At 40.2% G+C, this 14205-nt stretch carries 10 protein-coding genes; 8 read left to right on the forward strand and 2 right to left on the reverse strand.

Going from position 1 to position 14205, the window contains the following annotated elements; genetic code table 11:
- Positions 1-580 precede the first annotated feature (580 nt).
- Together ACRD69_RS20650 and ACRD69_RS20655 are read right to left on the reverse strand one after the other, a co-directional pair.
- Positions 581-2125, reverse strand: coding sequence for an arylsulfatase (locus ACRD69_RS20650; protein WP_430817042.1), 1545 nt, complete (start codon positions 2123-2125; stop codon positions 581-583).
- A gap of 135 nt (positions 2126-2260) precedes the next feature.
- Positions 2261-3238, reverse strand: a complete 978-nt coding sequence (locus tag ACRD69_RS20655) for a helix-turn-helix domain-containing protein (RefSeq protein WP_430817043.1) — start codon at positions 3236-3238, stop codon at positions 2261-2263.
- A 399-nt stretch (positions 3239-3637) separates the two neighbouring features.
- On the opposite strand from ACRD69_RS20655, the gene ACRD69_RS20660 reads away from it, so the two are divergent.
- From ACRD69_RS20660 to ACRD69_RS20695, 8 genes are all read left to right on the forward strand, one after another.
- A complete protein-coding gene (locus ACRD69_RS20660) occupies positions 3638-5593 on the forward strand; it encodes a DUF3604 domain-containing protein (protein ID WP_430817044.1) in 1956 nt (651 codons plus the stop codon).
- Between the two features lie 367 nt (positions 5594-5960).
- A complete protein-coding gene (locus ACRD69_RS20665) occupies positions 5961-6887 on the forward strand; it encodes a permease (protein ID WP_430817045.1) in 927 nt (308 codons plus the stop codon).
- Between the two features lie 3 nt (positions 6888-6890).
- Positions 6891-8000, forward strand: a complete 1110-nt coding sequence (locus ACRD69_RS20670; protein WP_430817046.1) for a fasciclin domain-containing protein — start codon at positions 6891-6893, stop codon at positions 7998-8000.
- A 25-nt stretch (positions 8001-8025) separates the two neighbouring features.
- Positions 8026-8871, forward strand: coding sequence for a peptidyl-prolyl cis-trans isomerase (locus ACRD69_RS20675; RefSeq protein ID WP_430817047.1), 846 nt, complete (start codon positions 8026-8028; stop codon positions 8869-8871).
- 28 nt (positions 8872-8899) lie between these two features.
- Positions 8900-11152: a HupE/UreJ family protein gene (locus tag ACRD69_RS20680; protein WP_430817048.1), complete on the forward strand. Its 2253-nt coding sequence runs from the start codon at positions 8900-8902 to the stop codon at positions 11150-11152.
- Positions 11153-11223: 71 nt separating this feature from the next.
- A complete protein-coding gene (locus ACRD69_RS20685) occupies positions 11224-11889 on the forward strand; it encodes an ABC transporter ATP-binding protein (protein ID WP_430817049.1) in 666 nt (221 codons plus the stop codon).
- Positions 11886-13064 carry an ABC transporter permease gene (locus ACRD69_RS20690; RefSeq protein ID WP_430817050.1) on the forward strand — a complete coding sequence of 393 codons (1179 nt, stop codon included), beginning with the start codon at positions 11886-11888 and terminating at the stop codon, positions 13062-13064. The genes ACRD69_RS20685 and ACRD69_RS20690 overlap by 4 nt, the downstream gene beginning before the upstream one ends.
- Before the next feature lie 71 nt (positions 13065-13135).
- The gene (locus tag ACRD69_RS20695; RefSeq protein WP_430817051.1) at positions 13136-14032 is read left to right on the forward strand and encodes a metal ABC transporter substrate-binding protein; all 897 of its coding nucleotides are present in this window, start codon (positions 13136-13138) and stop codon (positions 14030-14032) included.
- Positions 14033-14205 lie beyond the last annotated feature (173 nt).

Here is a 14205-nt window from a genome sequence, read left to right on the forward strand (position 1 = left end):
CTTAATATCTGTGATAGATTCTTCCTAATTACACGGTAAAGTTAACGCAGCAGATGGAGCTTTTATCCAAAGAAAATATTCTTTTTTATCTTCTTCTCTTTTTCAAGTACAAACTAACGATTACACGAATTACACGGATTATCTAATCGCGTAGCGATTAGTGGTAACCATAATCAAATGGCCCAGTCAATAATACGTGTACCCCGATAGCCATTGGGGTTAGCGGATTATACGGTTTATGGCATCGCCATAGCAATCGCGTAGCGATTGCACAATTCGTGTAATTCGTGTAATTCGTGGTTCATTTTTTTTATTTATTTAAATCATTGGTTTGTGTTATTTTTTGCCTCTCAGTAAAACCACGGTTTTCTTTTTCTTTTGACCACGCCCCAATAGTTATCGGCGTGCTTGCTTTAAGTATCAGTAATTCAGTTCTCTATTTACTGTTTGGCAGTTCATCAATTAAGCAATTCGACAATCCTACAATCCTACAAACCTACAAACCTACACTTCCATTCATCAACTTTTAAACAAAAAAAGCCCTGACTATTTCCAGTCAGAGCCCTTATATCATACTTTGTCACAAATTATTAGACGGTGTATTCATCATGTTCATCATCACCTCCTCCAGGTTAAACTTAGCAGGCTTCTGGCGTGGTGGAAACTCTTTGAATGTTTCTATCATTTCACCTACTTTAACCTGGGCCGGAACAGCTAAAAACTGCGCAACGCGCTCCATCCATTCATAATAACCATTGGCGTCGGTTGAAGCCCTCTCGTATGGATCCATTCTCAGATCAAAGATCAAAGGAACACGTAAGGCCGTGAAAGGTTCCATCCAAACTCTGAACTGCTTAGCTTTTTGTTCCATAAAGACCAACTTCCAACGGTCATAACGGTAAGCAACCAGATCACCATCATCACTCCAGTAAAAAAACTCCTGCCTCGGCCACTCAGACTGTGGTTTTTCATCTATCAGGTTCGGCAAAAGGTTATAACCATCGATGTGAACCTTATACGTCATATCGCCAACCGTGTGTCCTCTTTTGAGTTTATCTTTAATGTCATGCTCACCAACAACCGCCATCAAGGTCGGCAACCAGTCTGTGTGAGAAGTTATACCGTTTTCAATTTGTCCGGCTTTGATCTTTTCGGGCCAGCGCATGGCAAACGGAACACGATAGGCCCCTTCCCAGTTGGTGTTTTTTTCGCCGCGGAAAGGTGTTACGCCACCATCGGGCCACATATTGAAATGCACACCGTTATCTGTTGTATAAATAACAATGGTATTATCAGCAATGCCTAACTCATCCAACTTATTAAGTAGTATGCCTATCTGATCATCGTGTTGGATCATTCCATCGGCATACACATTTAAGCCCGATTTGCCTTTGTATTCATCCGGCACATGGGTGTGGTAATGCATGCGTGAAGGATTAAACCATACAAACCATGGTGTTTCCTCATCTTCTTTTCGTTCTATAAATTCCATTGTGACATCCAAAAATTCCTGGTCAATGGTTTCCATGCGTTTTTTGGTCAGCGGGCCCGTGTCTTCCACTTTACCATCTGCCGTTGATCTAATAACACCGCGTGGACCAAAACGCTCTCTGAATTCCGGATTCTGCGGATAGTTCGAATGTTCAGGTGCTTCCTCGGCATTCAGGTGGTAGAGGTTACCAAAGAACTCATCAAAGCCATGCTCGGTGGGCAGAAATTCATCTTTATCACCTAAATGATTCTTACCAAATTGTGCGGTTGCATACCCATAAGGCTTTAATAGTGTGGCCAGGGTAGGATCTTCTTTTCGAATTCCAAGGTCAGCTCCTGGCAGGCCTACTTTCGTTAAGCCTGTTCTCACAGGCATTTGTCCCGTAATAAAAGCCGAGCGCCCCGCAGTACATGACTGCTCAGCGTAATAGTCGGTAAATTGCACACCCTCGTTGGCAATACGATCGATGTTGGGAGTTGTATATCCCATCATACCTTTATTGTTGTAACTTAGATTAGATATCCCGATATCATCGGCCATAATAACTAAAATGTTTGGTCTTTCGCTTTTTTGTGCAAATGCGACAAGGGAACTAAGGGAGATCATTAAATAGAATAATACCGTTTTTCTCATACCTTTTTTGTTTGTTATAGTTAATATTCAGTATTCAACTTATAATTACATGACAAAGATATGGTGAGTCACTACTTCAGTTGTGTAACGAAAGTGACTAAGAGTATCGCGAATGCGTCAAGTGATATGAAGGGATTACTTATTTAATAAGCTTGAGGGGGAGTAACCAAACTGATCTTTAAATATTTTAGAAAAATGACTTGTTGATGTATAGCCCATTTTATAGCTGACATCAGTAATAGAAAGACGTTGTTCCAGTATCATGTGCCTGGCCTGCTCAAGTCGCACTTGTTTTCGATAGCTGGTCATGTCAAGACCATGATAGGCCTTGAATAAGCGTTGCAGTTTTCGTATGCCTACCGACAGTTTGTCTGATAGCTCTGATATTTTAACGATCTCGTCATTGGATTCAAGCAGCATCTTCTCTGCCTCATATAAGGTACTGAGATCATCCTGATGCATAAAACTGTTTTTATCCGATCTTTGACTTTGTTCTTTGAATATCTGCTCAAGTGCCAGCATGATTAATTCTTCCGATTTATTGATCATATAACCTTTAGCAAAATCATCTTCAATTTTATAGCTGGATAACTGATGCAACACTTTTTGCACCTCAGGTGTAAACGGAAACTTATAGCACCATTGCTCATCTTTCATTAGTTGGCGGGTGACTTCAGCAGGCAACTTGTAATAGCTGCATAGTGACATGAGTTTATCGACGCTTACAAACAATTGTATTTGCTTAAACCTGGTATAGGCAGGAACAATGTTATTGTAGGAATAATACTTATTAAAGAATAAAAGGTAATTATGAATGCCCGATTCATTGTTTTCATCGTTGGTAAATATGTAATTGGGCTGATTGAAGACATATATTAATGAGAAATGGTGTATGCTTTCATCTTCATCAACTTTACGATTGATGATAAAATCCTGAAACAGGTTAAACTCACCATCCTGCAGAATGATGCCTTTGACCAGCTGATTTCTTGAGATCTGACCTTTCCCCAGGTGTTCAGGAATAGACATGATGTTATTTTCTATTGTGCCGCCCAGTTGGGTAGCCAATTCATGCAGTTGGGTTTCTGTTTTGGTGATTTTAAATTGCAACATGGTGCTTATCACTGTTTTTTACCTAAATCGCGATGTGCCAAGTATTCATTTTACTGCATCCAACTTGGTGTAGCAAACAAAATACTGTGATGAAGATACATTTATGTATTTGATTAATATTGAAATATTCAAAAGAAATTACACTTAGCTCATAAGCACAGGCTGCCCTGAAAACGAATTACCACGTCTTGGTATGCCTGCATACCATGTCTTGGTAAGCCTGCATAGCACGTCTTGGTAAGCCTGTATACCACGCCGTGGTAAATGACATGTTATTACCGAAGCATGTTGTCATATTCATGTAAAATTGAATGAATGACCTGATAATGTTGATTTTAAGTGAGTAAATAATTAACTTTTTCTACTTCAATAGTATTCATGTATATAAAGCGCTATAATATGAAAATGTCAATCAGGTTAATTTTAGTTTTAGTTACAGTATCTTTCTTTACAAGTGCTTTTGCCCAGGATATTCCGGTTAAAGAAAGCGATCAAAAGAAAATGTTATCGGAGAAATACAAAGGAAAATCCTATTCTCCGCATGCCAAACGCGATTTTCCAAGTAAAGTGCTTTGGGGTGATTCGCATCTTCATACGGGAATGTCTTTCGATGCTGGTACAGCAGGATGTATATTACTTCCGGAAGATGCTTATCGTTTTGCAAAAGGAGAGGAAGTCATTTCTTCATTTGGTATTCCGGTTAAACTATCGCGTCCGCTCGATTGGCTGGCAGTTACTGACCATAGCGACAATATGGGATTTGTTATTGATATGATTGCCGGTAAGCCTGAAATAATGGCTAACCCCATGGGAAAAGACTGGCATGACAGACTGACGGTTGCCAATAAAGAAGAAAAACCTGAAATAGCCTATGAGATCATTAAAGCTTTGATGGTTACTAAAACCTTTCCACAGGAAATATACTATGGACCTGAATCAGCAGGCTATAAATCGACATGGGAAAATATTGTTGGTGCTGCAGAAAAACATAATGATCCCGGGCAATTTACAGCTATGATAGGTTATGAGTGGACCTCCACATTGAATGGAAATAACCTGCATAGGAATGTCCTATACAGAGATGGTGCGGTAGAGGCATTAAGGCTGGTTCCCTATACAACAACACCACCATTGGGCAGTTCTGATCCGATGGAACTGTGGAAATGGATGACCAATTATGAAAAGGAAACAGGAGGACAGGTATTGGCGATAGCCCATAATGGTAATTTGTCAAATGGTTTGATGTTTCCGCTTGTTGCACAATATACAGGTCGAGAACTGGATGATTTTTACATGAAAGAGCGCGCTAAATGGGAGCCCATTTATGAAATAACCCAAATAAAGGGAGATGGCGAGGCGCATCCGTTGTTGTCGCCCAAGGATGAATTTGCAGATTATGAAACCTGGGATTTTGGTAACATTGTACCCGGTAATATGGTCATTGCCAAAGAAACGGAAATGTTGCCGAAAGAATATGCTCGTGAGGCATTGAAAAATGGTATGGTACTGGAAAGTAAATTTGGTACCAACCCCTATAAAATGGGTTTTGTAGGTGCCACCGATAGTCATACGGGACTGGCTACAGCCCAGGAAGATAATTTCTTTGGTAAGCATTCTGGTTATGAGCCGGATCCTAACCGGATGGATCATTTGTTCATGCAAAGCACCGTTGGTAAAATGATGAGTTGGGGACAGGTAGCTGCCGGTCTTGGTGCCGTGTGGGCCAAAGACAATACACGCAAAGAGATCTTTGATGCGATGCAGCGCAAGGAGGTATATGCGACCACAGGCAGTCGAATGGCCGTTCGCTTTTTTGGAGGCTGGGAATATACGGATGAGGATTTAATGAGCAGGGAACCAGCATTTGCCGGTTACCAGAAAGGTGTACCTATGGGAGGCGACTTATTCGATGCGCCAACGGGTAAAGCGCCCACATTTATGGTGTATGCTTTGCGTGATCCGATAGGAGGAAACCTTGATAGGATTCAAATTATTAAAGGCTGGTTGGATAAGGACGGTGCAACCCATGAACGTGTATATGACGTGGCTGTTTCAGACGGCAGGGTGATCGATAAGGACGGCAGATGCAAAAAAGATGTGGGCAATACGGTTGATGCGGCTACTGCAAGTTTTAAAAATTCCATCGGGGCTTCAGAACTTAGTGTGGTTTGGACTGATCCTGAATTTGATCCGAAGCAAAAGGCCTTTTATTATGCCAGGGTTATTGAAATACCAACACCTCGCTGGACCACCATTGATGCTTTCCGTTTTGGTATTGAAATACCTGAAGGAGCTCCTGTAAGTACTCAGGAAAGAGCTTATACCAGCCCGATCTGGTACTCTCCGAAGAAATAGCTTATCAGCTGAGAATATTAAGAGCTGCATTCTGGATTATCGCAGTTAAAACGCAAGATAACCGGGCACCGGGTAGTTAACCGGGGCCTGGTTAAACTGTACTTTCAGTACGGTTTAATTCATGTATCACAAAAAAAACATTGATGGAAAAGATGTCAGTATTCGCATATATAGTAATAAACAAGCTGTCCCTGGTAGCTGTCGGAATCAGTTCTGCTCTTTTCAACTTTCAACATTTTTGATCAAATAATGGATTTTAATGCTTAAATCATTTAGATTTGAATATAAGCATTAAGGACCAGTCTGTTACAATTGGTGGGCAGTAAATAGAAAATTGTAACAGAAAGAGCAAAGACCTAACACGAATATGTACGAAACTTTTAACCTGTTTGCAGCTATTGCACTTGCTATCTTTATTGAGGCAATGCCTTTTTTAGTGATTGGCGCACTCTTCTCTGCATTTATCGAAGTATATGTCTCCACTCAGCGACTCCTGCGCATGGTACCAAGGAATATTGCAGGAGGTCTGGCATTGGGTATTAGTGCTGGTTTTGTGCTTCCAACCTGTGAATGTGGAGTGGTACCGATCGTTCGTCGCCTGATGAACAAGGGAGTACCTCCTTATATTGCCATCGCCTACATGTTGGCGGCCCCCATCGTAAATCCGGTAGTTTTGGCGTCTACCTACATTGCGTTTCGTGGAAGTTTTACCATGGTTTTTGCCAGGATATTGCTGGCTGTTATAGTTGCAGCAACTGTGGCATTGATAGCTAAGTCACTGGTCAATGTTATACGTCATTCATACCAATTGGCAGATGAGCACAAATGTGATCACGAGCATCATGATCACAATCATCATGATCATTCCCATACATCCCATAAGCCGAAAATAGTCACTGTACTCAGGCATGCTGCAATGGAATTTATGGATATGGGTAAGTATCTTATCATAGGAGCGTTAATTGCGGCAGCTTTTAAAACGTTTCTGCCCGTAAGTGTCATGGATAGCTTTGGTGATAACCTGGCTTTATCCATTGGCGGAATGATGGTTCTTGCCATTCTCCTGTCTGTTTGTTCGGAGGCAGATGCCTTTGTGGCCGCCTCATTTGTTGGTTTCCCGCTGGCATCTCAATTGGCATTTATAGGAATAGGTCCAATGGTTGATCTAAAACTAATAGGCATGTATGGCATCACCTTTCAGCGAAGAATGGTGATGGTTTTGATACTTGTACCATTTGTGCTGGTATACCTGATTGCAATGATTGCAGGTAAAGCAGGAATCATAATTAGTTAATGTATGAAGGCGACTTTAGCAAAAATATATGGAATAACAGAGGCCCTTATGCTATTAATCACAGGGCTGTTCGCCTTGGGTCTGTCCTTATCAGATAACTATGGTTTATTAATGAATGAAAACTTCAGGTGGCTAACCTTTGCAGGTGCTTTGTTACTCATAATAGCAGGGCTTGTATTGCTTGTAAAGCCGCCTGAAAAAAAAGGAAGTAACCTGGTGTTTTTTGGTCTTTTGTTTCTGCTTGTTGTTATTGGTAAGCCATTTTTACCCAATTCAGATATGCCTGATCCTTCCGCGAGTTTTATGCAAGCCGGACTGTGGGATCAGATTGATCAGACACGTTTTCCCAAAGAAGAATTGAGCAATCTTTCGACACTTGGGGCAGATATGGTATATACCAGCGGCTCATCCTTTACAACAGTAGGGGTAGTTAAGCGCCTTGACGAATTGGATGAACAACAGAGTTTTGCATTGATGTCAACCTTTATGTACTGCTGTGTGGCTGATATGTTTGGGACCGGGTTCCGTGTTCCGGCAGACAATTTTGATAAACTGGAAGATGGGCAAATGGTAATGATCAGCGGTAAGCTCGAAAAAGAACAATTGCCGGTTGACCTGCCTAATTTCAGGTTTGGCAGGGCATTGATTTCGTCAACCAATAAAGATTACTACCTGAAAGCAGAACATATAATGACCTATAACCGGCTGGATCAATTGCCATTGCTTTCTGAATTAATCACAGAGGGAGAACGAATTGAACGATTCAGAGCGGCACTGGAACGAGCCAGTTTATTGGACAAACTGGCTTCAGATGAACCATTCACCATTTTTATTCCTGTCGATAAGGCTCTTGAGGATCTGGATGTGCCGTTTGAGAAGATGTCAAAAAGGGAATTGAAGAAATTTCTGAAGACCCATATGGTGAAAGGCAAATTGCTGAGCAGGGATCTTATGCAATATGACCAAATTGAGTCGTTAAGTGGCATGGAATTGAAGATTGATTTTAAACACGCAAAGAATACCGTTAATACATCACGTGTCTTATTTAAAGATACAGAAGCGCAGAACGGCGTGTTGCATTTTATTTATCCGGCTCTTACAGCTTCGGAATAGATCATAATTGAAACATTAAAACTCTATGAATAAAATAGTCCACTTGCTTAAACACCCTCTATTTATATTCTTCCTTCTTGGAACAGGTATGTATGTATTATATGTTTTGCTTGGGCGGTATGTAGAAAATAATAGCAGGAAAATTGTTGTCAGTAACGCGCAAATAGAACTTTTGCGTGAAGATTATTTCCGTACCTGGAGTCGTTATCCTACCGAAGAAGAAATGCAGAGCCAGATCTATGGTCATGTGATGGATGAAATATTTTATAAGGAAGCGGTTAACATGGGATTGGATAAATCTGATATCGCGGTGAAGAAAAGGTTGCGTCAGTTAATGGAAATGATGCTGGATGACTATTCTACGGTTTATGCCACTGAACAGCAGTTAAGGGAATATCTGCAATCGAATCCTGATAAATTCAGGGAGGAATCAACCATCTCTTTTTCCCACCTTTACTTTGATGTGAATGATAAGGAAACGGCTTATAAAGTTCTTAAAAACCTTAAGGATGCTTCAGATATAAGCAGGTATGAGGGCTATAGTTTAATGATGGTGCCTGTTGATTTTTACTCAGAGACAATGAGTAACGTTGCCAGAACTACGGGTAAAGAGTTTGCAAACCAGGTATTTCAGTTAAAAACCAATGAATGGCAAGGTCCGATAGCTTCTGTTTACGGATGGCACCTGGTATGGGTTGAGAACATTGAGCCGGGTAAAGTACCTGACCTGAACAGTGTATGGGATATTGTAGAAAGGGAGTGGGCAGCCGAACAAAAAAAGATCAGGAAGAAAGAGCAGTATTCTTTAATGCGTCAACAGTATGAAATCGTTTTTGAAGATACGGACAAATACACAAGTGATAAAAGCTAGTAATTAGTCGTTGTAAATAAGTTTTTCAATGAGTTACCCTCTTAATAAATACCAGGAACTACGATCATTGCCGGCCGCATTTAAAGCAATGCTGCTGTTGCTGATGTTTTGTTGTTTTCAGCCAGGCGACCTGTATGCCGACGATCCGGGTATTGCCAAAGTACGATTGATTCAGCAGAGTGACAGTAGTTATGTTTTTGAGGTTGATATCCCTCAGAACTTTCTTGGCTCTTTTCAAAAACCTATACTTCCTCCGGGATTTACGATTACTAAACCAGAAAGAGAGTTTCAATCCGGCTGGGTTACATTAAAAGCTGATATCATAGCAACAAAAAGAGGGTTCAGCCATGAAGATATTATTGTATTGCCATGGGCCAGGAATGCAGTTGATGTAACGGCGCAATGGTTGGACGGGACTTCTTATAAGGGCTTTTTCACAAGGTCTCTTAATGGCATTCATGTTCCCTTGAATCAGATTATGTCACATGAACTAAGCACAAAAGAGGTGCTGACAACATACTTTATAAGCGGACTCAGACATTGGCAGTTTAAGCTGGTTCACATATTACTCGTATTTACATTGGTTATAGTGCTGCCCAATCGTAAGCTATTTAAGGTTTTACTGGCTTTTACCCTGGGACAAATGACAGCTATGGTTCTGATTGACTTTCAAATTACAGGATCAGAGCTTCTTTTTGGCGATTTAATGCTATTGCTATTGGTAATTTATATCGCCTTTTATCACTATCGTAAAAAGAAAATTCAATACCTCTTACTAATGGTTTTTGCTACTGCTATATGCCATAGTATGTCTTTGGGCAATGAGCTTCGTTCTGAAAGTTTGCTATCAACGCAAAAAGTACAGGCCGTATTTGCATTCAATATGGCGATGGATATGGGAAACTATTTGCTGGGCAGTATTTTGCTAGGGATTATGAGCGTCATTGGTAATGAAAAACTTAATTCAATATACCTGCCGGTAGTATCAGGTAGTCTGGCTGTATTTTGCATGCTTTACATCTTTAATGACAATGTACTGGCGGGTAACGATCAGGTGCTTGACTTCCAAACAAGCAGAAATGAAGCAATGGTGCAGACAACTGTCAATAACCCTATCGAAGGGACGGGAGGTGTATCAAAAAGCAAGGGATTCATGACATCCCCGATCATGTTGTTTCTCTCGGTTGAACCATATGAAACACGTAAAGAAATACTGATAACGGGTCGTGAAGTTGTCAATATACTGGATCTGAAATTGACAGAGGAGAATACCATTCCATCTCATCAGCAACCGTCAATAAAGCGTCGTTTGGAGCAGTTGATAGGTCAAAGGGATTCCACGTTTATTAATAAGGACTTAAGCAATGCAGAAATAGTAGTAGCAAATTTTGTAATATTGGGAAAAGGTGGTGTCACGGTTAAGGAAACTGCAGTTGATGAGGATGTGGATGAAGCCATAGTAGGCATTACTTTGAATTATTTAACTGGTGATTATCCTGATTCGATCCGATTTAACTGGCACTTGTTTTCTGGGAGTGAAAGCATTGATTTATCTATGGTTGATCCGCATGCTACCTATTCAGGTGAGGTAACACCTCTTAAAAATGAGGTAAGATGGGCCAGTCGTATTAAAGGATATAAGGTTCCCGCCATTGAACCCATTGAAGTAAAGAAAGAGCCCATTGCCATTATTTCCTATGCTATCTGGTTTTGTTTGATACTGGCAGTGCTGGTGACCTGGTTTTATAAAAGGGTTTTGTACAATAACAGGATGGCACGGTTTTACCTGACTTTTACCTTATTACTTGGCTTCCTGTTATTTCCTTTTGCTCGTCCAGCACTGGGCATTTCCTTTATCTCCCATGGAAAACCATCAATGGAAAAGGGGAAGTTATTATTGGATGATCTGTTGACCAATGTATACCGTGCATTTGACCAAAAGCTGGAGGATGCTGTTTACGATCGCTTGGCATTGAGCGTAACAGATGAGCAATTGGCAGAGATCTATTTGCAGAACCGTGAATCAATGGCCCTTGAAAACAGGGGAGGGGCAAGAGCTACAGTGGATGAAGTAACAATAAGTGAGGTTTATGCAATCAGCCAATTAAAGGCCGGAACATACCAGGCCGATACTGAATGGACGGTTCGTGGTTCTGTCAATCATTTTGGTCATACTCATTATCGACAGAACAGATACCGCGCTTTGGTAACGCTTATAATAGAGAAGGATATCTGGAAGATCGGCAATGTGGAAATTTTGGATGCCAGGCGCATCTATTAATTGAATAAAGTGATTCAGTATTAGTTTAACATGGCAGATAAAGCATTATAGTATTTGAAAAGCAATAGATTATGATAGAACTGACCCAATTGGAATTTCGATATCCTAAATCTGATTTTAGGCTTTCTATCGAACAACTAAACATAGCTAAAGGTAGTAAGGTGGCGGTTATTGGGCCAAGCGGTTCGGGTAAAACAACCTTACTTAATCTTATTGCAGGCATTATTGATCCCATTGAAGGGCAGGTAAAGGTTGGTAATACAAAAGTGGAGATGCTTTCAGATAAGGCGAGGCGCAACTACAGGATTCAGGAAATTGGCTTTGTTTTTCAGGACTTTCGGCTGATCTCTTATCTGAATGCCAGGGATAATATCTATTTGCCTTTCAAAATCAATAATGGGATAAAAGCCAATAGTGATACAAATGAATGGATTGCACACATGACGAAAGAAATGGGTATTGAAAACAAATTACACAAGTATCCGGGGCATTTGTCACATGGTGAGAAACAGCGACTAGCCATTTGCAGAGCCCTGGTTGCCCGTCCTTCAGTTATTCTTGCTGATGAGCCCACCGGTAATCTGGATCCGGATAATAAGGCTAAAATTATGCAGTTACTATTCTCCTATGTTACTAAGAATAATTCAACCCTGGTGACAGTTACACATGACCATGAAATACTCAAGGGTTTTGATACTGTCATTGATTTTAATGATTTAAGAACCAGAAAGTCATGATTCAGAGTTTATATCTTGCTTTAAAATATTTGCAATACAATAGCTATCAAACGCTGACTCTTGTGGGTTCCATCGGACTGATGCTCTATCTCCCTGCCGGGCTTCAAAAACTGATCAGTGAAAGCGAACAGCAAATGATGTCAAGGGCAGAAACCACACCCCTGATCATAGGACCGAAGGGTAACTCAACCGATTTAGTTATTAACGGGATTTATTTTGAGCAGAATGAAATAGAACAGATAAGCTACCTCAAAGCCCGGGAATTAGATCAGCTTGGGTTTGGTTACTCCATTCCATTGATTTCTGTTTATAAAGCCAGGGATTACCCCATTGTAGGTACCACGCTTGATTATTTTAAGTTCAGAAAACTAAGTGTTGATGAAGGACGTAATCTACAATTTATTGGAGAATGTGTGATTGGCAGTGAGGTCTCAGAAACCTTAAATCTTAGTGTTGGCGACAGCCTGGTTTCCTCTCCTGATAATTTTCTTGACCTGGCTGGTTCGTACCCCCTTCAAATGACCGTTGTCGGTATTTTAAAAGCGTCAAATACCCCGGATGACAAAGCAGTATTCACAGACTTAAAAACCAACTGGGTGATTATGGGCTTTGGTCATGGTCATGAAGATATGTCAATGGTGAATGATCCGACGTTGATATTAAAAAAGGATAGTTCCAATATTACTGCGAGTTCCAAGCTGTTTATTCACAATCAAATTGATGGTAAAAAGCTGCAAAGTTTTCACTTTCATGGTGATATTATGTCATTTCCAATCAGTGCCATACTTTTTGTCACCAATGATCATAAATCAACCACGCTTTTAAGAGGACGCTACAAGACAGCAGATTATCAGGAACAGGTTCTTATTCCTTCTGAAGTGATTAGCAACCTTCTTGAGAATATATTCAGGATAAAACACATTTTTAATACTGTTTTTATTCTCGTTGGTGCAGCTACCTTATTAATCCTGGGTTTAATAATTATTCTTACACTGCGTCTGCGAAGAAAAGAATTATATACCATGTTTACCATTGGTTCAAGCAAAACAAAGACAATGGAAATTATCAGCGGCGAACTTCTTTTTGTCATTTGCGGTAGTTTTTTGCTTGCTACTATCCTATATGGCTTTACTGGTTACTTTGTTGATGATTTTATTCGTCAGTTTATTATTTAAATATATCACCGCTTGCATTTGCAATGGCACTAAATAAAAGAGATCAAATTAACAAACCAAATATCTGACACATGAAACACATAGTTTATTTATTACTGACCCTTAGCCTGTCAGCATGCTTTTCGAAAAAAGGGAATGAACAGGCACAAGCACCTTCAAAACCAGTGATCACAGCAGTGAATTACCCTTTGTATTACTTTACAGAACGTATAGGTGGTGATTATGTTGATTTGAAATACACCATCCCTTCCGATGTTGATCCTGCCTATTGGATCCCTGATTCAGAAAGTCTTACGCTCATTCAGGAATGTGACGTCCTGTTCACTAATGGTGCAGATTATGCCAAATGGTTGAATAATGTAAGTATACCCGAACGTATCAAAGTCAATACCACGGCTGGCCTTAAAGATGAATACATTGAAATTAAAATAGGACAGGCACACAGTCATGGAGATGGGGAGGAACATGTTCATACCGGCCTGGCTTTTACAACATGGTTGGATCTGTCGATTGCCATGCGGCAGGCAGAAGCAATTAAAGATAAGCTGGTTGAGTTGTGTCCTGACAAAAAGAGTGAGATTGAGGCCAATTTTGCAGGACTAAAGACCGATTTAAAAAGTCTCGACGGACAGTTGAAAAACATACAATCAGATGCCGTTTTAATAGGCTCACACCCTGTATATCAATACCTGGCTTCCGCCTATCACTTAGAGATATATAATGTTCATTTTGAGCCCAATGAACTGCCTTCTAACAAGCAGTGGCATGAATTGGATCATTTATTGGACCATTACCCGGCAGCAATGATGATTTGGGAAGCAGAGCCATTGCCTCAAATAAAAGAGGAGTTGGAGAAAAGAAAAGTTGCAGTCATTGTTTATAGTCCGGTTGGGAATAAACCTGTGGAGGGAAATTTTTTAAGTGTTATGCAAAGCAATGTAAAGGAGTTGTCCTCCCAATTGTATTAGGGTGTTGATCTACTGCTATTAAGAATCGTACGTTTTCAACCCTCAAATTGTTATTTAATTAATTGTACTGAATGTTAAATGTTTACGAAGATATTGACTACTATTTTTAATAGTCGTATTTTTTTGAGAATACAAGAACATAGTGCAGAATAATCATAACAATAAATAATGAC

It is taken from the genome of Carboxylicivirga agarovorans (assembly GCF_050589845.1).
In the GTDB taxonomy this organism is placed as follows: Bacteria; Bacteroidota; Bacteroidia; order Bacteroidales; family Marinilabiliaceae; genus Carboxylicivirga; species Carboxylicivirga agarovorans.